The sequence below is a fragment of the Streptomyces sp. BK208 genome, assembly GCF_004364245.1.
Lineage (GTDB): Bacteria > Actinomycetota > Actinomycetes > Streptomycetales > Streptomycetaceae > Streptomyces.
In genome coordinates this window covers 63,978-85,064 of the sequence record NZ_SOAV01000004.1, presented here as the reverse complement: position 1 = coordinate 85,064, position 21,087 = coordinate 63,978, and the positions used below count along the sequence as shown (strand labels likewise).

Below are 21,087 nucleotides of genomic sequence, written 5' to 3'. Positions count from 1 at the left end.
GTCGTCGCTCGGGTGTTCGTCGGACCCCTGTTCTATGCCGGGCCGTGCGGGACCGGCCGGGGCGCCAGTTCGACGGGCGTGCGCGTGCCCGTCTCCAGCGCCCGCACCCCGGCCTCGGCGACCGCGGCGGCCGCGTACCCGTCCCAGGTGCCGGGCCCGGTGACCTGTCCCCGCCGGGTGGCGTCCACCCAGCTCTGCACCTGGCGGTCGTACGCGTCCGCGAACCGTACGAGGTAGTCCTGCGGCACCTCCTCCCGCGCGCCGCCCGCCGCCGTCACCAGCATGGTGTGCGCCTGGCCGATCCGGGCGCTGCCCGCCTCGCAGACGGCCTCGCACCGCACCTCGTAGCCGAAGCCGCAGTTGACGAAGATCTCCACGTCCACCACGGCGCCGCCCTCGGTCTCGAAGAGCACCAGCTGCGGGTCGAGCAGCCCCTCGGGCGCACCCGCCGACGGGCGCGGACGCAGCACGGTCACCGCGGTCAGCTCCTGGCCGAGCAGCCAGCGGGCCGCGTCGATCTCGTGCGAGACGGAGCTGTTGACCAGCATCGCCGAGGTGAAGTGCGGCGGCGAGGAGACGTTGCGGTGCACGCAGTGCAGCATCAGGGGCCGGCCGAGGCGTCCGCCGTCCAGGAGCGACTTCAACTGCCGGTACTCGGCGTCGTAGCGTCGCATGAACCCGATCTGCGCCAGCCGCCTGCCCAGGCGCGCCTCCGCCTCCACCACGCGCAACGCGCCCGCGGAGTCCGGCACCATGGGCTTCTCGCACAGGACCGGGAGCCCGCGGGCGAAGGCGGCCAGCAGTGCCTCCTCGTGCGCCTCGCCGGGCGAGGCGATCAGGACGGCCTCCACGCCCGGCGCGTCGAGCGCGGCCTCGGCGTCCGTGTGCACGGTGACCCCGCCGATCCCGGCCGCGGCCTCCTTCGCCCGCTCGGAGTCGGGGTCCGCCACCGCGGCCACCCGGGCGCCGCTCACCACCCGGTCGAGGCGCCGTACGTGATCGGCGCCCATGTGCCCCGCGCCCAGGACCGCCACACCCAGAAGTTCACTCACCCGCGCCCGCTCCTTCGCCGTCCGCCGCGCACCCGCGAACGGCGGGTACGTGTACGACGAACAGGCTTTCACGCCCGTCAAGGGACCGGTACGGAGAGCCGGCGCGGGCGCGGCGGTCCGCCTCAGTACCGCAGGACGCCCGCGATCCCCTCCACGTCCCCGAGCGCGCCGTCCGGTACGAAGCGCACGTCGGCGCCGGTCTCCAGACACTGCTCGACGATCTCGTCCACGATGTCCTCGCGGGCGTCGAGGTCGCCGTCGCTCGCCGGGAGCAGGTGCTCGCCGTCGTCGCGCATCGTCACCTTGAAGTTCTCCTCGACGGCCAGCAGCCGTACGCGGCCCGTGTGGGCGCTCTCCCACAACTCGTCGACCCCGGCCGCGAAGTCCTTGCGGCCGCGGGCCGCGTCCAGTTCCCTGGCCACCGCCTCGACCGACCCGCGCGCCTCGTCCTCCAGCACCGGCCGGATCGCCTGCCACACCGCCTCGGCGGAACCGTGCGCGAGCCCGCCGTGCGGGACGAGCACCGCGTCCGAGGCGAGCGCGCCCGCCTCGTCGAACAGGGAGAGCGCCGGCTCGGGGCCGGTGACGTACAGCGGCCGGGGATGGGCGCGCAGCACCTTCGCCATCGCGGAGTCGGCGTCCCGCAGGAACCTGCGGGTGCCCTCGTCCCGGAACGTGCTCGGCGCGTCGCCGATCCGCTCCTGGCGTTCGGGGTCGAAGTCCTCCTCGGGCCGGTCGAGCGGGAAACCGCCGAGGTGTTCCTCGACGACCCGGCCCCCGCCGCCGTTCCACAGCTTGACGCGGTCGGCGGCGACCGACAGGACCCAGAACGGCCGCTCGGCGGCCTGTGCGGCGACGAGGTTGCGGGTCAGGAAGGTGTCCGAGAGGACCACGCGCTCGGGCACGGAGCGGCTGAGCGTCCAGACCTGGTGCTCACCGGGAGCCGCGAAGATCGCCAGGCCGTCCTCGGCGTGGGTCAGGTCGATCTCGGCCAGGGCCCGGTCCAGCTCGTCGGACACCGCCGCGCGCCGGTCGCGGCTGACCGCGGGGTCCTCCTCCAGCCGCTTCTTGGCCGTGGCCACGGCGTTGCGCAACCGGACGCGGTCCTGGGCGTTGTCCGGCTCGCGGCGGTGCGTCGGCGTCAGTACGGACACGGCCGGGTAGGGGCGTGGGCGCCGCAGCTCGGCGAGGGTGGCGGGACTCAGATCGTGCTCCATGACAGCACGATAGGGCCGATGGGCATATCGGGCATTCGGAACGGCCGTCCGTTCAGTCGGAGCCGTCCTCGCCGGCGGACCCCGAGCCGCACGAGCTGCCGTCGGGCGGCAGGGAGCCGTAGAGGAGGAAGTCGTCGACCTTGCGGTGCACGCACCCGGAGGACGCGTAGCCGGTGTGTCCCTCGCCCCGGTTGTCCAGGACCACGGCGGAGGGGCCGAGCCGGTCGGCCGTCTCCGTCGTCCAGCGGTACGGGGTGGCCGGATCGCCGCGGGTGCCGACCAGCAGCATCCTGGCCGTGTCGAGGTTCTTCACGTCGTCCCGGATGTAGTCCGTGCCCTTGGGCCGGCCGTAGCACATCAGCACCTGGGTGAGCCGGTACCGGCCGAAGACGGGCGAGGCCTCCTCGTAGCGTGCGCGCAGCCGGCCGAGGGACGCGGTGACCCGGTCGGCGGTGGGCCGGTCGGGGTCGTCCGCGCAGTTGATCGCCATCAGGGCGGCCGGGAGGTTGTCCATGGGGACGTCCTCCTCGTCGGTCAGTCCGGCGCCGCCCCCGTCCTCGCGCGGGGAGGTGCGGCCGGGGGCGCGGACCGGGAAGGTGACGCCGCCGGAGGAGAAGCCCTCCAGGCCGCGGGTGTCACCGTCCCCGAGCAACTGCGCCAGCGCCCGCTCCAGGGAGGGCCACAGATCCCGGCTGTACAGCGCCTGACCGATCGCACCGACCATGTCCTGCCCGGTGAAGGGTTCGCCGAAGGCCGACGGCACCGGGTCGGAGTCGAGGGAGGCGACGAGCCGTACGACCTGGTCCCGGGCGGCGCGGGCGTCCTGGCCGAACGGGCAGGCGACGTCCTCCACGCACCAGTCGAGGAAGTTCTCCAGCGCGGTCTGCTGTCCGCGCGCCCCGGCCAGCCCCTGCTCGGCCAGCGGTTCCGTCAGGGTGTCCACGCCGTCCAGCACCATCCGGCCGACCTTGTCGGGGAACTGCGCCGCGTACACCGCGCCCAGCCGGGTCCCGTAGGAGAAACCCAGGTAGTTGAGCCGGTCGTCGCCGAGCGCCCGGCGCATCACGTCCATGTCGCGCGCGGCGTCCACCGTGCCTATGTGGGGCAGCACGGGGCCGGAGTACTCGGCGCACTCGGCCGCCGCGTCCCGCAGCCGCGCCAGCACCTTCCGCGGGTCGGCCGCTCCCTCGTCCCCGCCCGTCGCCTCCATGATCTTCAGGGTGGCCGGTCCGCAGGAGACCGGGGAGGACCGGCCGACGCCGCGGGGATCGAAGGTCACGACGTCGTAGCCGTTGGTGAGGTGCATGAACTCCTTGCCGCTCACGGCGAGTTCGTCGACACCGGAACCACCGGGACCGCCGAAGTTCAACAGGACCGAGCCGCGCGAGCGGCCGGTCGCCCGGTACCGGGCGAGAGCCACGTCGAGGGTTCTTCCCCCGGGCCGCGCGTAGTCGACGGGGACGGTGACCTTGCCGCACTGCAGGTCCCTGGGCATCTCCGTGCCCCGGCACGCCGACCACGTGACCTTCTGGTCGTAGAACCGGGACAGGCCGGGCCGGGCGGCGAGCCCGGCCGCCGTGGCCGCGGCGCTGTCGGCGCTCCCGGTGGCCGTGGCGTTCACGGCGGGCAGGCCCGCACCCAGCAGGGCCAGACCGAGCACTGCGGTGGCCGCGCGGCGCCGAACCGGGGGCCGAGTCTCCAGCATGGGCTTGGCCTGCATCGATGCCTCCAGGACGCCCCGTCGCGGACCGGTGGTCGGCGCCCTCGCTCACTTTAAGGGGGCTTCACGGCCGCCGCCTCCGGGCGGCGTCGCGGCGAGCGGCGCACCGCTTGTTCGATGAACCGCCCACTCGATGGGGTGAAAGACCGATAAGCCATAACTCGGATGGTGCGCACACGGTTTAACCGGTGCGGGCGAGCGCCCGCGACCATGTCTGGAAGGCAGGGAACCTCATGAGAAGGGTTACCCGAAATGGTGTGCTCGCCGTCGCCGCATCGGGCGCGCTGGCCGTGACGATGCCCGCGTACGCGGCGTTCGCGTCCGACGGCGCGGGCGCCGACGGGGCCGCGGCCGGATCACCCGGGCTGATCTCCGGCAACACCGTCCAGCTCCCGGTGGACGTGCCGGTCAACGTGTGCGGCAACACCGTGAACGTGGTGGGTCTCCTCAACCCGGCCGCGGGCAACCGCTGCGCCAACACCGGCCGGGCGGAGGCGTCGCACCCGGGGGCTTCGCACCAGGGGGCGGGCGCCTCAGGGAAGGCGTCCGGCGGTGCGGTCGCCGAGGGCGGCGGAAACGACTCGCCGGGCGTGCTCTCGGGCAACGGTGTGCAGCTGCCGGTGGACCTTCCGGTGAACGTCACCGGCAACAGCGTCAACGTGGTCGGCATCGGCAACCCGGCCGTCGGCAACGAGTCGACGAACGGCCCCGGCGGCCACCCGCGGCCCGAACGGCCCCCGGCGGAGCCGGAGCCGGAGCCGTCCGCCCCAGAGGAGGAGCGCACCGCACCCGCGCCGTCCCCGCACGCCGCGCCGCCGAGGGAGCAGGTCTCCCTCGCCCACACCGGGGCCGACGGGACCCTGCCCGCCCTCGCCGGCTCGGCCGCGCTCGTGCTCGGCGGGGCCGCCCTCCGCCGGCGCTTCCGGCCGGGTGCCGAGGGCTGACCGTGCTCTCCGGGGCGCCCGCCGTCGAGGCGGGCGCCCCCGCTCAGCCGCGTCCCCCGTTGAAGCGCCGGTGCAATGCGTGGATCTCCTCGGAGAGCCCCGGCACCGGGCCCTCCACGGTCACGCCGGGCGCCACCTCACGGACCGGGAGCGCCCGTACCGGTGCCGCCGGTACGCCCCACTCCGCCAGCCAGGCGCCCAGTTGCTCCGACGAGGCGACGTAGACGATGCGCCCCAGCCCCACCCACGCGTGGGCGGCGGCGCACATCGGACAGTGTTCGCCGGACGTGTACACCGTGGCCGCCGCCCGTTCCCCCGGGGTCAGGTGGGCGGCGGACCAGCGGGCGAGCTCGAACTCCGGGTGACGGGTCCGGTCGCCCGAGGCGACCCGGTTGCGGTCCTCGGCCAGCACTGCGCCGTCCCCGCCCACCAGTACCGACCCGAACGGCTCGTCGCCCGCCTCCAGCGCCTCGGCCGCCAGTTCCACACAACGGCGCAGATGGCGCAGTTCGGCGTCCTTCACGGCCATGGCGTACCGCCCTCCTGGTGGCTTGATCCTTCCCGCCCAGCCTAGGGCCCCTCACCCGGCACCGTTGTCGGAACGCATCGCGCACGTTAAGGTATATAACCAAGTGGAAAAGCTATAGCGCGTGCGAGACGTGCCGAACGACAGGAGTGCCATGACCACCGCAACCCCGCAGCCGCGGGCCCCGCACACCGTCCTGGGATCCGGCCCGGCCGGCACGGCGCTCGCCCGTGAGCTGGTGCGCAGAGGGCATCCGGTCCGGCTGGTGGACCGCAGGGCGGCAGGTCCCGAGATCGAGGGTGTCGAGCGGTTCGCCGCCGACGTGAGCACGGCCGACGGGGCCCGCGCCGCCCTGGGTGACGCCGACGTCGTGCACCACTGCGTCAACGTCGCCTATCACCTCCAGGTCGAGGTGATGCCCCGGATCCAGGAAGCCGTCCTGGCCGCCGTCGCGGCGAGCGGCGCCCGCCTGGTCGTACTCGACACCCTCTACCCGTACGGCGAGACCGGGGGAGTGGTGATGACCGAGGAGAGCCCCTGGAAGGCGACCAGCCGGAAGGGGCGGATGCGCGCCGAGCTGGACGAGCGGTACCTCGAGGCGCACCGGTCCGGCCGGGCCCGGGTGGCCCTCGGCCGCAGCGCCGACTTCGTCGGTCCCGGGGTCCTCAGCTCGTCACTGGGCGCGGCCGTCTTCCCCGGCGCGCTCACCGGCGGGGAGGTCGTCGCCCTGGGCGACATCGATCTGCCGCACAGCTACACCGGCATAGGCGACGTGGCGGCCGGCCTCGCCACGCTCGGGGAACACCCCGAGGGCGACGGGCGGGTCTGGCATCTGCCGACCGCACCGGCCGTCAGTACGCGCGAGATCCACGCGATGGTCGCGCGGCGCGTCGGCCGCCCGCTGAACGTCGTGGTGCTCGAACGGCCCCGGCCCTACGGGCCCTTCGACGACCGGATGATGGCCGAGTACGAGGAGATGTTCTACCAGCACACGGAGCCGCAGATCATGGACTCCGGTGCGTTCGAGCGGTCCTTCGGGGTGGCTCCGACCGCGCTCGCGGACACCGTGGACACGACCGTCACCTGGTACGAGGAGTGGCTCCGCAACAGGTGACGGCCGGGTCCGTCCGTCCTCAACGGCCGGGGCGCGACCGGGAGCGGTCCAGTGCGGCCACGCCGACCGCGGCCAGAGCGATCTGGATGAGCCACTCGACCCAGTCGACGCCGTCGGTGTCCGCCACGTCGAACGCCGACGCGACCCACGATCCGACGAACGCGGCCGCGATGCCGACGAGGATCGTCCACAGGACGCCGATGCGCTGCCGTCCGGGAACGACCAGCCTGCCCAGCACGCCGATGACGACACCGATGACGATGGCGCTGATTATTCCGTCGATCTCCATCTCCACCCCTTCATGTCAAGGTTCTCGCAGTAGTGCGTCTGCCCACTGCGGGCGGGTGCAGTCCGGCGGTCCCGGCCGTCGCCCGCGGGCGCGTGACCGGTGGCGCGGCGGGGCGCACACGCGCCGGGCCGGCCCGCGGGTGCGAGCCGGCCCGGCGCCGTTTCCTCCCCTGTGTCTAGTGCCTGTGCGGGGCGCTCCGCGCCGCCGTGCCGGCGCAGACCATGCCCAGGACAAGGGCCAGTGCCCCGATGATGATGTTGTTCCAGATGACGCCGGCGTCCGGGCTCGAGCCGACGATCCACGGCGAGATGATCATCCACACGCCGATCGCGCACATGGCCCAGCTGAGGCCGTACATGCGCTCCGGGGCGCGGGTGAATCCGAGGGCCAGCAGACCGATGGCGATGCCCACGATCAGGTTGTGGGCCACGAGTGAGGGCTGACTGGTGGTGAAGTGGAGTATCCACGGGGACACGGCACAGTAGAGGCCGAGCAGGAACACCGGCCCGTCCACGAGTGCCACGTCGCGACCACCGAGCATGCGCGCGTAGCGCGCCTGCATTTCCGGGGCGTCCGGGTGGCTGGTGATGTCACCTCGGGGGTGCGAGACGTTGGCCATGAGTCGTCTCCTTTGACTTGCAGGCCGACCGCTTCTTCCGGTGCGGTGTGCGGTAGCGCCGCATATGTTCATTCTGCTCTTATTTCTGCCTTATGTGTAGTCGTGGGCGCTCCGGGATCCGGGCGTGCGCGATCATCGCGAGGCGGCCGGATCCGGCCGCCTCGCATTGTCACGCGCGTGTGAAATCCGGTTCCGCGATCCGGGACCGGTCCGCATCTCCTTGACCGTGCTCGACCGCGTCTGCCACGATCACCGACATGATGACGCGACCGGACCTCACGCGGCGACGCCACGTCGACCTCGCGCGCGTCTCCAGCTCCTCCTGTCGCACCGCGGCCTGATCCCGCCGGTCCGCCGCCCGATCCCGCCGGTCCGCCGCCCGATCCCGCCGGTCCGCCGCCCGATTCGCCCCGCGCCGCGGTCCTCCGCACCGCCCTGCGCGCGATCTCCCGCACCGCCCGAACCCGGCGGCTGCACAGCCGGGTTGCCCCCGGTGCTTCCCATGTCCCGGTGGACGCACTCCCGCTGGTGACTCTGCCGGCGCTCCGCCGCGTCCGCCTCCCCGAAAGAGGACCACCATGGCCACCGTCCTGTCCGTCTCCGGCAGTCCGTCCGCCTCCTCGCGCACCAACCGGCTGTTGCGTCACCTCGACGAGCGGCTGACCGCACAGGGCCACGAGGTGATCCCGCTCGACGTCCGCACCGTCCCCGCCCAGGCGCTGCTCGGTGCCGACTTCAGGCACCCCGCGATCACCGAGGCGGCCGAGCTGTTCGCCCGCGCCGACGGGGTCGTGGTCGGCACGCCCGTCTACAAGGCGTCGTACTCCGGTGTCCTGAAGGCTCTTCTCGACCTGCTCCCGCAGTACGCCCTCACCGGCAAGACGGTGCTGCCGCTCGCCACCGGCGGGTCCACCGCCCACGTCCTGGCGATCGACTACGCGCTCCGCCCCGTGCTGAACTCCATGGGCGCCGCGCACGTCGTGCAGGGCTGGTTCACCCTGGACCGGGACATCACGGCGCACGAGGACGGCACCGTCACCGTCGCCCCGGAGACCGCACAGGCACTCGCTCAGGTGGTCGACCAGTTCTCGGCGGCCCTGGCCGCCCGTCCTGCCGCCCCCGCCCCCGCGCTCACGGCGGCGGGCTGACCGGGGCACGCCGCCCGGGCACCGCCGAGCCGCGCCAACTCCGGGGTCGGCCCGTCGGATTGGAATGGTCTACACCCTTGACTGGTACATACCAACGCGGTTGAGTGTGCCCCACACCCCCCTCCACGGCCGCCCCCACGCCGTGGCCGGTCCGACCGGCACGTGCGCACAAGGTTCCGCTCTTCCCTGCCCTTGTACGGGGAGCGGCCGTGCTCCGCAGAAGGAGACGTACCTGTGTCGAGGCGCCGTACATCCGCCCTGGTGACCGCGCTCGCCCTCGCGGGCGCCGTGCCGCTGCTCGTGCCCGCCGACGAAGCGTCGGCGGCCGCCTGTTCCAGCTACCCCGCCTGGTCGGCCGGCCGGAACTACAACACCGGCGACATCGTCCGCTACACCGACGGCAAGACCTACATCGCCGAGCACGCCAACCCCGGCTACGACCCGCTCATCAGCACCTGGTACTGGGACCCGTACGCCTGCGACGGCGGTTCGCAGACGCCGGTCGGCAACTTCGTGGTCAGCGAAGCCCAGTTCAACCAGATGTTCCCGGGCCGGAACTCCTTCTACACCTACAGCGGTCTCACCGCCGCGCTCAGCGCCTACCCCGGTTTCGCCAACACCGGCAGCGACACCACGAAGAAGCAGGAGGCCGCGGCCTTCCTCGCCAACGTCAGCCACGAGACCGGCGGGCTCGTGCACATCGTCGAGCAGAACACCGCCAACTATCCGCACTACTGCGACTGGAGCCAGCCCTACGGCTGTCCGGCGGGGCAGGCCGCCTACTACGGGCGGGGCCCGATCCAGCTCAGCTGGAACTTCAACTACAAGGCGGCGGGCGACGCGCTCGGCATCGACCTGCTGGGCAACCCCTGGCTGGTGCAGAACGACGCGGCCGTGGCCTGGAAGACCGGCCTGTGGTACTGGAACACCCAGTCCGGGCCGGGCACCATGACCCCGCACAACGCGATGGTCAACGGCGCCGGCTTCGGCCAGACCATCCGCTCCATCAACGGCTCGCTGGAGTGCGACGGCAGGAACCCCGCCCAGGTCCAGAGCCGGGTCGCCAAGTACCAGCAGTTCAGCCAGATCCTCGGCGTCTCCCCGGGCGGGAACCTGTACTGCTGACCCTCGCCCGGTGTGCGAAACTCCGCCGATGACCTCGGAAACGATCACCGCGGAGTCCGCGGGCACCTGGCACCTCGGCGACCTGCCCGTCCGCCGTGTCGGCTTCGGCGCGATGCGGCTGACGGGCAGCGCCGCCTTCCACCTCGGCACCCCGAGCGACCGCGAACGCTCCCTCGCCGTACTGCGCCGGGCCGTCGAACTCGGCGTCAACCACATCGACACCGCCGCCTTCTACTTCTCCTCGCTGCGCTCCGCCAACGAACTGATCAACAGCGCGCTGGCGCCCTACGCCGACGACCTGGTCGTCGCCACCAAGGTCGGCCCGTACCGCGACTGGTCGGGGGAGTGGGGCACCCCCGCCCGTCCCGAGGACCTGCGCGGCCACGTCGAGGAGAACCTGCGGCAGCTCGGCCGCGACCACCTCGACGTCGTCTACCTGCGCCGCATGCGGCAGGACTCGGTCGCCGAGCACTTCGGCGCCCTGGCCGAGCTGCGCGAGGCGGGACTCATCCGCCATCTCGCCCTCTCCGACGTGGAGCCCCGGCACCTGGCCGAGGCCCGGGCCATCGCGCCGGTGGTGAGCGTGCAGAACCGGTACGGACTCGGCTTCCACGACCCCGCCACCGACGCGCTCCTCGCCCAGTGCCGCGCCCAGGGCATCGCCTTCGTGCCGTTCTACGCCATCGCGGGCGAGGCCGGACCGCGCGGCGCCGGCGCCGCGCACGAGGAGGAGGTGCACGCGGTGGCCCGGGCGCACGGGGCGAGCCCCGCCCAGGTCAGGATCGCCTGGACCCTCCACCAGGGCCCGCACGTCCTGGCCATCCCCGGCACCGGCGATCCCGGGCACCTCGCCGAGAACGTCGCCGCCGGTGCCCTCCGCCTCACCGACGAGGACCTGGCCCGGCTCGACGGCGCCCGCACGAGCTGACGGAGAGTCGTCGGCGCGCCGCGTGCCCGGGTGGTCCCCCGCACCCGGGCCCACGCTGTCACGGCGTCGCGCCCATGGGCGTGGGGCCGGGCTCTCCGAGCGGGATGTCGCGCAGGCCGCGCAGGGGTGAGAAGAACAGCCACAGTCCCGCGCAGCAGCCGCCGGCCACCGCGATCCACAGGGTGCCTCGCACGCCGACGGCGGCGGCGAGAGCGCCACCGGCTAGACCCCCCAGCGGAAGCGTGCCCCAGTTGATCCAGCGGGCGGTGGCACTGACCCTGCCGAGCATGTCCGGCGGGCAGACGGACTGGCGGTAACTGGTCAACGAGATGCCCGCGACGGTCGAGGCGAAGGTCCACGAGATCCAGCCGAAGCCGAACAGCAGCACCCGCCAGCCGGGACCGGCCAGCGGAATGAGCAGGCCGGGCAGCGAAAGCAGGGTCATGGCGATCCAGCTGATCCGCGCCGAGCCGACCTTGCGGGCCAGATACCGGGCCGTCACGCCTCCCACCACCCCGCCCACGGCCCCCAGCGCCAGCAGCAGCCCGACCAGTCCCTCCGCCACGTGCAGCGTGCGGATGAGGAACACCGGGCCGAGGCTCTCCACCATGATCACGAAGAAGTTGGCCGTGCCGTTGAACGCCACGGAGTTGCGCAGTACGGGGTCACGGGTGACGTAGGCGAGCCCTTCACGGATCTGCGACCGCAGTGCGGGCCGTCGGCCGGGCCCGGGGCGGGCGGGGCGGGGCTCGCGCTTACGGATCGCCGTCAACGAGCCCGCCGACGCCGCGAAGGAGAGCGCGTCGGCGGCCATCGCCCCGGCGGCGCCGATCAGGGTCACCAGCCCTCCGCCCAGACCGGGCCCGGCGATCTGCGCGACCGACCGGGAAGCCGCGAGCCTGCTGTTGCCGTCCAGGAGTTGGTCACGGTCGAGCAGGACCGGCAGGTAGCTCTGGTAGGCCACCGAGAAGAACACCGAGAACACGCTGGAGACGACGGCGACGGCGAAGAGCTGGGCGAGGGTCAGCTTCCCGAAGGCATGGGCCAGCGGCACCGAGCCGATCACCAGGAACAGCGCGAGGTCGCAGCCGATCATCAGCCGGCGCTTGGCCACCCGGTCCACGACCACCCCGGCGGGCAGCGCCACCAGCAGGTACGCGCTCGTCTCCGCCGCCGCCAGCAGACCGACCTGGAACGCGGAGGCGTCCAGCAGCACGACGGCGACCAACGGCAGTGCGAGCACGGTGATCTGCGATCCCGTCTCGCTGATCGTCTGGCTCCCCCACAGCAGCAGGAAGTCACGATGACGCCGGACGGACGGGCGCGATCCCTCGGCATCGGTCACCGGGCGGTCCTTTCACGGAATCGCCGAGTTCGGGCAGGTGTCACCGCGAACGCGAGGAGAGGGCAGTCTGCTGGCGGATGTCCTCGGTGCGCGTCCGTCGCCCGATGCCGGCCGCGCCTCGGGAGGGACGGTCGGGCGTCATGCCAGTCCGCCCGTCGCCCGCAGGTTCTGGCCCGTGATCCACGCGCCGCCCGGCCCCACGAGGAACGCGACGACGTCGGCCACGTCGGACGGTTGCCCCAGCCGGCCGAGGGGCGTCCTGCCGACGACGGCCAGGAGAGCCTCCGGCGGGTTGGTCCCCCTGAGCAGGTCGGTGTCGGTCGCGCCGGGGGAAACGGTGTTGACCGTGATGCCGCGTGGCCCGAGCTCCCGGGCGGCGACCGCGGTCAGTTGCTCGATCGCGCCCTTGCTGGCGGCGTACGGCCCGATGCCCGGCACGGGCCGTACGGTGTTCATGGTGGAGATGTTCACGATCCGCCCGCCGTCGCGCATCCGCCTGGCCGCGTAACGCATCGTCAGGAAGACCGACCTGGTGTTGGCTGCCATCACGCCGTCGAACACCTCCGCCTCGGTCTCGGCCAGGGGGGCCGGGGCGAAGGACGTCGCCGCGTTGTTGACCAGGACGTCCACGCTGCCGAGATGCGCCTCGGCGGACTCCATCAGCCGCTCGGCCGCATCCGGCTCCCTCAGGTCGAGCCGCATCGCCCGGACCTTGCCGCCGTTCGCCCGGACGGTGCGGACGACGTCGGCGGCGGCTTCGTCGGCAGTGGAGTAGTTGAAGACCACGTCCGCTCCGTCGCGGCACAGGCGTTCGACGATGGCCCGGCCGATCCCCCGGGAGCCACCCGTGACCACGGCAGTCCTGTCATCGAGCACGGTTCCTCCATGTCGGAGAGAAGATCACATCGGATGTCGAACCTACCGATGCCGATGCCCCCGAGGGGCGGCTTCCGCCGTGCGGGACGAACGGCAGCCGCACCCCGCGTGCCGGCCGGCCGCGATCGTCCTCGACGGCTCTCCCCTGCCGTGTCCCGCACCCGGACTTGGCGTCCGGGGAGTTTTACGTATAACCTCTCCCGTCAATCGCCCGTCCCGGAAGGTGCCGATGACACGCATCGCCCTGGTCTCCCTCGTCGTCGACGACTACGACGAGGCGATCCGCTTCTACACCGAGGCCCTCGGCTTCCGCCTCGCCGAGGACGCCCCCCGGCCCGACGGCTCCCGCTGGGTCGTCGTCGAGCCCGGAGGCCCGGAGCAGGGAACCGCCCTGCTGCTGGCCCGCGCCAAGGGCGACGCCCAGCGTGCCAGGGTGGGTGACCAGACCGGCGGACGGGTCGGGTTCTTCCTCCACACCGACGACTTCGCCCGCGACCACGCCCGCATGACGGCGGCGGGCGTGACCTTCCTGGAGGAGCCCCGGCACGAGGCCTACGGCAGCGTCGCCGTCTTCCAGGACCTGTACGGCAACCGCTGGGACCTGCTCCAGCCCGCCGCCCCCTGATCCGTCCCCGCTCCACGGACCGCACCCGCGTCTCCCGTCCCCGTCCGCACCGTCCAACCGCCGAGGTACCGCCGCACATGACATCTACGCGCATAGACACCGAGACCCTCCGCCGCCTGCCCAAGGCGGTCCTGCACGACCACCTCGACGGCGGCCTGCGCCCGGCGACCGTCGTGGAGCTGGCCGGGAGCGTCGGCCACACCTTGCCCACCACCGACCCCGACGAGCTGGCCGCCTGGTACTACGAGGCCGCCAACTCCGGGGACCTGGTGCGCTACATCGCCACCTTCGAGCACACCCTCGCCGTGATGCAGAACCGCGAGGGGCTGCTGCGCACCACCGAGGAGTACGTCCTCGACCTCGCCGCTGACGGGGTCGTCTACGGCGAGGTCCGCTACGCTCCCGAGCTGATGACCAACGGCGGACTGACCCTCGCCGAGGTCGTCGAGACCGTCCAGGAGGGGCTGGCGGCCGGCATGGCCAAGGCCGCCGCGGCGGGCACCCCGGTCCGGGTCGGCACCCTGCTGTGCGGCATGCGGATGTTCGACCGGGTCCGCGAGGCCGCCGACCTCGCGGTCGCCTTCCGGGACTCCGGTGTCGTGGGCTTCGACATCGCCGGCGCCGAGGACGGGTTCCCGCCCGCCGACCACCTCGACGCCTTCGAGCACCTGCGCCGCGAGAACGTGCCGTTCACCATCCACGCCGGTGAGGCACACGGACTGCCCAGCATCCACCAGGCCCTCCAGGTCTGCGGCGCCCAGCGCATCGGCCACGGTGTGCGCATCACCGACGACATCCCCGACCTCGCCGCGGGCAAGCTCGGCCGGCTCGCCGCCTGGGTGCGCGACCGCCGCGTCGCCCTGGAGATGTGCCCCACCTCCAACCTCCAGACCGGCGCCGCCACCTCGATCGCCGAGCACCCGATCACGGCGCTCAAGGACCTCGGCTTCCGCGTCACCCTCAACACCGACAACCGTCTCGTCTCGGGTACGACGATGACGCGCGAGATGTCCCTCCTGGTCGAGCAGGCGGGCTGGGGCATCGACGACCTGCGCACGGTCACCGTGAACGCCCTCAAGAGCGCCTTCGCCCCGTTCGACGAGCGCAAGGCGCTCATCGAGGACGTCGTGCTGCCGGGCTACGCGTCCGCGCTCTGAACGAGTCCGCGCACATAGGCGGCCTGTCCGACGTGCTGGAGATCGTCGGACAGGACGCTGACCAGCCGTACGGCGAGCGTGACCGGCGGGTCCCAGTTGTCGTCGACGACCCGCTCCAGGTCCTTGGCGGACAGGGAGCGCAGGGCCGTGAGCGTCTGTTCGTGGACGGCGTCGTAGTAGCCGGTCAGCAGGTCGCCCGAGTCGACCCGCACCTTCGCCACCTCGGTGGAGTCGTGGCCGTAGCCCGTGTCGCGGCGGGGCAGGCCGAGGCCGAAGCGCTGCTCCCACTCCCCGGTGAGCCACACCTGGTCGAGCCCGAAGGCGTCGGCGACGTGGTCGTCCTGGACGCGGGTGAGATGCCAGACCAGCCAGGCGACCGAGTTGGCGTCGGGGGCCGGGCGGGCGTTCAGGCCGTCGGGGTCCAGGCCCTCGACGGCGGCGTGGACTTCTTCCTGGATGCGGCCGTAGCCCTCGATGAGGATGTCCTTCGCATGCATACGTCCACCATCGCGCAGTCGGCGCCCCGGCGCTCCCCGTTCACGCGTTCCCCTTCTCCCTCTCCAGCAGACCCATCAGCGCCCGCGCGGCCGGACTGGTGGCCTGCGAGGGCGGCAGCAGCGCGATGGTCTCGTACTCCGTGCCCTCGGCGTCCTTGAGGGGCAGCGAGGTGAGGGCGGCCCGCTTGTGGCGGAAGTGGCGCGGGACCACCGCGATGCCGAGGTTCTCGTCGATCAGGTCGAGCAGCCCGTGCACGTCGTTCACCTCCAGCGGCACGGTCCGCCGCACGCCCGCCGCGGCGAAGACGGCGTCGGTGACGCGGCGCGGACCCCAGTCCGGGTGGAAGTCGACGAAGACTTCGTCGGCGAGGTCGTGCGGGGTCAGCACCGCGCCGTCCGCCACCAGCCGGTGGTCCGGATGGCACAGCACGGTCATCGCCTCGCCGGCCAGCGACACCGAGCGAAGCTGGTCGGTGTCCTCCTGGGTGCGGTAGGCGAAGGCCAGGTCGAGCCGGCCCGCCGCGACCTCCTCCGCCAGCTCCCCGGAGCCCGCCTGCCGCAGCCGGATCTCCACGTCCGGGTGGCGCCGCCGGAAAGCGGCCAGCAGCCGGGCCACCGGCACCCCGGCGATGCACTGCTCGGCGCCCAGCGACAGCGTCCCGCGCAGCACCCCCTGCACCGCGGCGACCGCCTCGTGCGCCGACCGCACCTGGGCGAGGATCCGCCGGGCCTCGTCCAGCAGCGCCCGCCCGGCCTCCGTCAGGGTCACCCGGCGGGTCGTGCGCACGAACAGCGGCGCCCGCAGCTCCCGCTCCAGCGCCCGGATGGACGCCGACAGGCCGGACTGGGACACCAGCAGCCGCTCCGCCGCCCGGGTGAAGTGCTGGTCCTCGGCGACCGCGACGAAATGCTGGAGATGACGTAGTTCCACGATTGAGAAGCCTAACCGCGCAATCCCATCGGATTCTTCTGTTGGACCACTGCACGCAGGTCAGGCCAGAGTGGAGGACGGTTCCACCCAAACCCCGTACCTCGGGGGCCAACCCCTCTGGAGTCGCGTTGTACACCGCACACCCCGACCGCTACGCGGAGATGCCCTACCGGCGCACCGGACGCAGCGGCCTGAAGCTCCCCGCGCTCTCGCTCGGCCTGTGGCACAACTTCGGCCCGGACCGACCCGTCGAGACCCAGCGCGCCATCCTGCGCCGCGCCTTCGACCTGGGCGTCACCCACTTCGACCTCGCCAACAACTACGGCCCGCCCCCCGGCTCGGCCGAGTCCGCGCTCGGTGCGGCCCTCAAGGCCGACTTCACGCCGTACCGCGACGAGCTGGTCATCTCGACCAAGGCCGGCTACCTGATGTGGCCCGGACCGTACGGCGAGTGGGGCTCGCGCAAGTACCTGCTGTCGTCCCTGGACCAGAGCCTGTCCCGGATGGGCCTGGACCACGTCGACGTCTTCTACTCGCACCGCCCGGACCCCGAGACTCCGCTGGAGGAGACGATGGGGGCCCTGCACACCGCGGTACAGCAGGGCAAGGCGCTGTACGTCGGCGTCTCCAACTACTCGCCGGAGCAGACCCGCGAGGCGGCCCGCATCCTCGCCGAGCTGGGCACCCCGCTGCTGATCCACCAGCCGCGCTACTCCATGCTCGACCGCCGCCCCGAGACCAGCGGCCTGCTGGACACCCTGGACGAGCTGGAGGTCGGCTCCATCGCGTACTCCCCGCTGGAGCAGGGCCTGCTCACCGGCCGCTACCTGAACGGCATCCCGGAGGACTCCCGGGCCGCGAGCGACAGCCCCTTCCTGAACTCCGACGCGGTCACCGAGGAGCTGGTCGGCCGGCTGCGCACCCTGAACGAGATCGCCGCGTCCCGCGGCCAGTCACTGGCGCAGACGGCCCTGGCCTGGGTGCTGCGGCAGGGCAGGGTGACCTCCGCCCTGGTGGGCGCCAGCAGCCCGCGGCAGCTGGAGGACAGTGTCGCGGCCATCGGCAACCTGGATTTCGACGCCGACGAACTGGCCCGTATCGACAAGATCGTCAAGGGCTAGCAGGACGCGAGGGCGGCAGCGCGGGCCCGGGCCCGGAGCGGAGAACACCGGCTCCGGACCCGGGCCCGCGCGTGTCACCGGCCGGATCAGGCTCCGGCGGGCACCCGGTCGAGGAAGCCGTAGACGTCCCGGATGCGGCCCTCCTCGTCCAGCGTGACCACGTCGGACCCGGCCACGGGCGCCGAGCCGTCGGCCTCGTTCACCAGCTCCCAGGAGAAGCGCGCCGTGTCGTGGTGCCCGTCCACCACACCCGACAGGCGGAAGACGAAGCCGGGGAACTGCTCGTGCACCCCCGTGATCACGGCCGCGATCTGCTCGTGGCCGCGGGCGTCGGCCAGCGGGTCGGTGTAGCCGCCGTCATTGGTCCAGGCCGCGGCGACCGCCTTGGCCCGCGCGTCGGGGGCGGCGTTCCAGGCCTCGAAGTAACGGGCGACGGCGTTCTCGAAGCGGCGCGTGGGTGCGGACATGGCGATCAGCCTCCGTCGAGGGGATGTGTGCTGGTCAGGGGCCGGGTTCCGGTCTCGGCGACCCGGTACCGCAACCATGCCCGCACCCGTCGGCGCCGTCGATTACCCGCAAGGTCATGGCCCCCGCCGCGACGGGCGGCGCGGGGAGGCGGTGCGCAGCGGGACCCGGGCCGTCGTCACGGCGCAGCGTTTCGGCCATCAATAGCGGTGAATATGCCAGGAGACTGGCCGGAAATTCATGGTGACAGTGGTTCAGCCGTGAACATACTCACCACTAGGGCCTCTCACACCACGCGACAGCGCCCTCACGCACAGCACACGAGCCGCACGGACGTCATGCCGGACCGGCAGGCGGTTCGGTGACGGGGGAGGGTAGCAGTGCACGACGAGTTCTTGTGCCACGTCACCGCCTACGGAGTCTGCGACGGCCGGCGCATCGGCGTCCCGCTGGGCACCTACCGGGCGCCCACCCTCGCCCTCGCCCTGTGGTGGCTGCGGGACCGGGCGGCATGGATCGCCGAACGGCTCGATCCGCAGCCCGAGACCCCCCACTTACCGCGCGGCGCCCTGACCCCCGTCGCCGACGACGCACCCGACGTGCCGCGCATGCTGCGCGTCTGGTGCGCCGACGACGTACAGCAGGATCTGGTCGCCGACGAGTTGGCCGCGGGGCATCTGGTGCGCATCGCGACCAGTGACGAGACCACCGAGTACGAGCTGATGGCCGAGTCCGTGGACGCGCTGCGCATGCAGCGGGCCGCCCCGCCCCTGGTCGTCCCCGTCGCCTGAGCCCGCCGCGAAGCCGTCCCGCCGGATCTCAGCGCGGACCCCGGCCGGACCGTTCGCCCACCCACCGCGCGAGCAGCGCGCCCAGGAACCCGGCGACCAGCCCCCACAGCAGCGCGAGACCCACCGCACCCCGAAGGCGCGGCCGCAGGAAGAACCGCCCGGACAGTCCGCCGCCCAGGTCGCCGATTCCGAGCACCGACAGTCCGTAGTGGGCGGAGATCCGTCCGACGAGGCCGATCATCAGCACCGTGAGCGCCAGGGCCACCGCCATGCGCACCGCCTGCAGCCAGGCCGGCGTCCGGACCGGAGAGCGGGCCGCCATCAGGTACCCGGCCGCCAGGACCAGCACCGCAGCGGCCACCAGGAGCCACCACAGCCGCCCGTCGCGCTCGGTGAGGGTGCCCAGGTTCACGGTCGAGACGTCCGGCGTGCGCAGTACGTCGTCGAGCACCTTGGGCATCGGCAGCCCGAACGGCCCCTCGGCCCGCCCGTCCCAGGTCGCCCCCAGACCGATCGTGAGGGCGGGCCAGGCCAGGTTCGGCAGCCCGAGCAGCAGCACGGCGAAGGTCTCCGCCGGACGGTCCCGCGTCACGGCGACGACCAGGGCGACGACGGCACCGAGGACGACGTACGCGAGGAGCAGCGCGACCATCGCGTACGCGGCCGGACGCACCGCCGTCCGCAGCCGCGCCGGTGGCCCGGGCAGCGGCGCGGCGCGCGAGACCAGCAGGGCGAGGACGAGCACTCCCGCCAGCCACAGCAGGCCGAAGAGGACGGTCAGCGGCACGTCCGTGGTGAAGCCGACGGTCGGGGTGACGTCGAAGAAGTCACCGAGGTCGCCCAGCAGGCCCTCGCCGAGGGACACCTCGAAGGTCTGCCGCGCGGCGAACGCCGTCCCGAGGAGGCCGAGCAGCCACAGCACGGCGATCCGGCCCGCCCAGCCGGCCAGTTCCGGGGCGCCGGCGACGGTCCGGTGGCGCAGCGGCCGCAGAAAGCCCCGGGCGACGACCAGGGCGCCGGTCAAGGTGACGGACAGCGGCATCACGGTCAGCCCCGCGTCGGTGGCCGCCAGCTCACCCGCGTCGCCGGACATCTCGAGCGCGCCGCCCACGGCGGTCACGACGGTCGCCACGACGACCCGCGGGAAGGCGTTGTCGGGCAGGTCCGCGGCCCCGGCCGCCCACAGTCCGAGCGCGGCCACGAGTCCCATCGCGAGCAGCGCGGCGAGCACCGTGCCCAGGGCCTGCGCCCAGCCGTGACGGGCGGTCGCCCGGCCGGAGGGCCCGGCAGAGCCCGGTGGTCCCGGAGGGCCGGGTGGTCGCGGAGGGGCGGGCGGCCGGGGTGGGACGGGCGGGTTCGGTGGGTTTTGCGAACTCACGCTGACACGCTATGCAGCCGCCGAGGGGCCCGCCCGCCGGAAGGGCCGTCCGCGCCGGCCGGCACGGCGGCTTGTGGCGCGACGGCCCATGACGTGACGGCCTATGGCGCGACGGCTCATGACGTGACGGCTTATGGCGGCGACGGCTCACGGGGCCCGGCTGCCGCTCAGCCCTGGCGGACGACCAGCGCGTAGTCGCCGAGGCCCAGCAGACGGTCGGCCGGAAGCTCGCCGCGCGTGGTGAACAGTGCGAGGAGGCGAGCCGTCCGGGTGTCGAACGCGACGTCCAGCACCGTGCCGTGCCCGGTGCCCGTGTCGAAGAGGATCCGGTGGCCCAGCAGCTCGTGGTGGGCGGGCTCCGCATCGGGGACGGTGACGGACCGGACGCGGACGGCGCCGGGCCCGATCGAGTGCACCGCGTCCCACGGCAGTGCCTTCTCCCGGCCGAACCGGCCGTCGCGGAACCGGACATGGCTGACCGATCCCGACACGACGTCGACGGTCAGGGACGTCACGGTGCCGAGCGGCCCGGCCCCGTCCGGCGGAAGTACCGGCAGCCCGCGCACCTCGGTGAACAGCATCACGGCAGCGAGCCCCTCCAGTGGCCGGGCACGCCGCCGACCAGGGCGGTGAAGCCGTTCAGGTCGTCCGCGACGTGCCGGACGGAGTCCTCGGGCAGGACCAGCGCCCGGCCGCTGACCGTGAGCGTCTGCCCACGCGGCACGTACACCCGGCGCCGGTGCCGGGAGGGACCCGAGACGAAGCGCCTGTTCGCCGCCACCCGGAAGCCGAGCACCCGTCCACCGGTGCCGCCCTCCACCACGACGTCGAGCACCGTGCCGACCTCCGCGCCCGCCTCGGTCAGCACCTTGGCCCCCAGCAGCCGGGCCCGCACGTTCTGCTGGTCCGCCGTCATCACCGCCGCGTTCACCAGGCCCCGCCGGTCCCGGATCATCACCGCGTCATGACCGAGCGCGTACACCGCCGACCACGGCAGCCCCTCTCTGAGCGGGCCGGAGAGCAGGCCCCGGCCCGTCAGGGTGAAACCGGTGATCCGGCCCGCGGCCGCGTCGCATACGGTGTCCTTGACGTGGGCGACGGCATCGCCGCCGAGGGTGACCACCGGCCGGGTGGTGAGGCTTCGTGCGGCCATCAGTTCGTTCATCGCACCCTTCCCCGATCCCGATCGCACACCCTTCCGCTCTCCCGGGTTCCCCGC

Annotated in this window: 23 protein-coding genes; 9 read left to right on the top strand and 14 right to left on the bottom strand. The window is 72.9% G+C overall.

Annotated elements, in window-relative coordinates:
- Window positions 1–32: 32 nt before the first annotated feature.
- The 3 genes from EV562_RS11380 to EV562_RS11370 form a co-directional block, all read right to left on the bottom strand.
- Window positions 33–1,052: a Gfo/Idh/MocA family oxidoreductase gene (locus EV562_RS11380; RefSeq protein ID WP_133886644.1), complete on the bottom strand. Its 1,020-nt coding sequence runs from the start codon at window positions 1,050–1,052 to the stop codon at window positions 33–35.
- Between the two features lie 122 nt (window positions 1,053–1,174).
- Window positions 1,175–2,269: a chemotaxis protein gene (locus tag EV562_RS11375; protein ID WP_133886643.1), complete on the bottom strand. Its 1,095-nt coding sequence runs from the start codon at window positions 2,267–2,269 to the stop codon at window positions 1,175–1,177.
- 52 nt (window positions 2,270–2,321) lie between these two features.
- On the bottom strand, window positions 2,322–3,989 hold the full coding sequence (locus EV562_RS11370; RefSeq protein WP_133886642.1) for an alpha/beta hydrolase: 1,668 nt from the start codon (window positions 3,987–3,989) through the stop codon (window positions 2,322–2,324).
- A 233-nt stretch (window positions 3,990–4,222) separates the two neighbouring features.
- Here EV562_RS11370 and EV562_RS11365 point away from each other — a divergent pair, with 233 nt between their 5' ends.
- Window positions 4,223–4,933 (top strand): chaplin, encoded by a 711-nt coding sequence (locus EV562_RS11365; protein ID WP_133886641.1) that lies wholly within the window; start codon window positions 4,223–4,225, stop codon window positions 4,931–4,933.
- A gap of 43 nt (window positions 4,934–4,976) precedes the next feature.
- On the opposite strand, the gene EV562_RS11360 is transcribed toward EV562_RS11365, so the two are convergent.
- Complete coding sequence (locus EV562_RS11360; protein WP_133886640.1) at window positions 4,977–5,462, bottom strand: nucleoside deaminase; 486 nt, start codon at window positions 5,460–5,462, stop codon at window positions 4,977–4,979.
- A 151-nt stretch (window positions 5,463–5,613) separates the two neighbouring features.
- Between EV562_RS11360 and EV562_RS11355 the strand changes: the two genes are divergently transcribed.
- Entirely contained in the window at window positions 5,614–6,573 is a 960-nt protein-coding gene (locus EV562_RS11355) for an NAD-dependent epimerase/dehydratase family protein (RefSeq protein WP_133886639.1), read from the top strand.
- A gap of 19 nt (window positions 6,574–6,592) precedes the next feature.
- Here EV562_RS11355 and EV562_RS11350 read toward each other — a convergent pair whose 3' ends face one another.
- Together EV562_RS11350 and EV562_RS11345 are read right to left on the bottom strand one after the other, a co-directional pair.
- Window positions 6,593–6,862: a GlsB/YeaQ/YmgE family stress response membrane protein gene (locus tag EV562_RS11350; RefSeq protein ID WP_133886638.1), complete on the bottom strand. Its 270-nt coding sequence runs from the start codon at window positions 6,860–6,862 to the stop codon at window positions 6,593–6,595.
- A gap of 175 nt (window positions 6,863–7,037) precedes the next feature.
- The gene (locus tag EV562_RS11345; protein WP_133886637.1) at window positions 7,038–7,481 is read right to left on the bottom strand and encodes an SPW repeat protein; all 444 of its coding nucleotides are present in this window, start codon (window positions 7,479–7,481) and stop codon (window positions 7,038–7,040) included.
- Between the two features lie 578 nt (window positions 7,482–8,059).
- Here EV562_RS11345 and ssuE point away from each other — a divergent pair.
- From ssuE to EV562_RS11325, 3 genes are all read left to right on the top strand, one after another.
- Window positions 8,060–8,629, top strand: coding sequence for an NADPH-dependent FMN reductase (gene ssuE / locus EV562_RS11335; protein WP_133886636.1), 570 nt, complete (start codon window positions 8,060–8,062; stop codon window positions 8,627–8,629).
- Between the two features lie 234 nt (window positions 8,630–8,863).
- Window positions 8,864–9,754 carry a glycoside hydrolase family 19 protein gene (locus EV562_RS11330; RefSeq protein ID WP_133886635.1) on the top strand — a complete coding sequence of 297 codons (891 nt, stop codon included), beginning with the start codon at window positions 8,864–8,866 and terminating at the stop codon, window positions 9,752–9,754.
- 28 nt (window positions 9,755–9,782) lie between these two features.
- Window positions 9,783–10,682 (top strand): aldo/keto reductase, encoded by a 900-nt coding sequence (locus tag EV562_RS11325; protein ID WP_166661724.1) that lies wholly within the window; start codon window positions 9,783–9,785, stop codon window positions 10,680–10,682.
- A gap of 58 nt (window positions 10,683–10,740) precedes the next feature.
- Here EV562_RS11325 and EV562_RS11320 read toward each other — a convergent pair whose 3' ends face one another.
- Both EV562_RS11320 and EV562_RS11315 read right to left on the bottom strand, forming a co-directional pair.
- Entirely contained in the window at window positions 10,741–12,027 is a 1,287-nt protein-coding gene (locus tag EV562_RS11320; RefSeq protein WP_133886633.1) for an MFS transporter, read from the bottom strand.
- 138 nt (window positions 12,028–12,165) lie between these two features.
- Window positions 12,166–12,903, bottom strand: coding sequence for an SDR family oxidoreductase (locus tag EV562_RS11315; RefSeq protein ID WP_133886632.1), 738 nt, complete (start codon window positions 12,901–12,903; stop codon window positions 12,166–12,168).
- 229 nt (window positions 12,904–13,132) lie between these two features.
- Here EV562_RS11315 and EV562_RS11310 point away from each other — a divergent pair, with 229 nt between their 5' ends.
- Together EV562_RS11310 and EV562_RS11305 are read left to right on the top strand one after the other, a co-directional pair.
- Window positions 13,133–13,528 carry a VOC family protein gene (locus EV562_RS11310; RefSeq protein WP_133886631.1) on the top strand — a complete coding sequence of 132 codons (396 nt, stop codon included), beginning with the start codon at window positions 13,133–13,135 and terminating at the stop codon, window positions 13,526–13,528.
- 77 nt (window positions 13,529–13,605) lie between these two features.
- Window positions 13,606–14,685, top strand: coding sequence for an adenosine deaminase (locus tag EV562_RS11305; protein ID WP_133886630.1), 1,080 nt, complete (start codon window positions 13,606–13,608; stop codon window positions 14,683–14,685).
- Here EV562_RS11305 and EV562_RS11300 read toward each other — a convergent pair.
- Complete coding sequence (locus EV562_RS11300; RefSeq protein ID WP_133886629.1) at window positions 14,667–15,182, bottom strand: DUF664 domain-containing protein; 516 nt, start codon at window positions 15,180–15,182, stop codon at window positions 14,667–14,669. The two genes, EV562_RS11305 and EV562_RS11300, sit on opposite strands and share 19 nt — an antisense overlap.
- A 40-nt stretch (window positions 15,183–15,222) precedes the next feature.
- The gene (locus EV562_RS11295) at window positions 15,223–16,113 is read right to left on the bottom strand and encodes a LysR substrate-binding domain-containing protein (protein WP_133886628.1); all 891 of its coding nucleotides are present in this window, start codon (window positions 16,111–16,113) and stop codon (window positions 15,223–15,225) included.
- Between the two features lie 128 nt (window positions 16,114–16,241).
- Here EV562_RS11295 and mgrA point away from each other — a divergent pair, with 128 nt between their 5' ends.
- Entirely contained in the window at window positions 16,242–17,234 is a 993-nt protein-coding gene (gene mgrA, locus EV562_RS11290; RefSeq protein ID WP_133886627.1) for an L-glyceraldehyde 3-phosphate reductase, read from the top strand.
- Window positions 17,235–17,320: 86 nt separating this feature from the next.
- Here mgrA and EV562_RS11285 read toward each other — a convergent pair whose 3' ends face one another.
- Window positions 17,321–17,701 carry a nuclear transport factor 2 family protein gene (locus EV562_RS11285; RefSeq protein WP_133886626.1) on the bottom strand — a complete coding sequence of 127 codons (381 nt, stop codon included), beginning with the start codon at window positions 17,699–17,701 and terminating at the stop codon, window positions 17,321–17,323.
- Between the two features lie 378 nt (window positions 17,702–18,079).
- Between EV562_RS11285 and EV562_RS11280 the strand changes: the two genes are divergently transcribed.
- On the top strand, window positions 18,080–18,490 hold the full coding sequence (locus EV562_RS11280; protein ID WP_133886625.1) for a hypothetical protein: 411 nt from the start codon (window positions 18,080–18,082) through the stop codon (window positions 18,488–18,490).
- A gap of 28 nt (window positions 18,491–18,518) precedes the next feature.
- Here the strand turns inward: EV562_RS11280 and EV562_RS11275 are convergent, their stop codons facing one another.
- From EV562_RS11275 to EV562_RS11265, 3 genes are all read right to left on the bottom strand, one after another.
- Window positions 18,519–19,868 (bottom strand): streptophobe family protein, encoded by a 1,350-nt coding sequence (locus EV562_RS11275; protein WP_279588483.1) that lies wholly within the window; start codon window positions 19,866–19,868, stop codon window positions 18,519–18,521.
- 167 nt (window positions 19,869–20,035) lie between these two features.
- The gene (locus tag EV562_RS11270; protein ID WP_133886623.1) at window positions 20,036–20,452 is read right to left on the bottom strand and encodes a PRC-barrel domain-containing protein; all 417 of its coding nucleotides are present in this window, start codon (window positions 20,450–20,452) and stop codon (window positions 20,036–20,038) included.
- On the bottom strand, window positions 20,449–21,033 hold the full coding sequence (locus EV562_RS11265) for a PRC-barrel domain-containing protein (RefSeq protein WP_133886622.1): 585 nt from the start codon (window positions 21,031–21,033) through the stop codon (window positions 20,449–20,451). The genes EV562_RS11270 and EV562_RS11265 overlap by 4 nt, the downstream gene beginning before the upstream one ends.
- Between the last annotated feature and the right edge of the window lie 54 nt (window positions 21,034–21,087).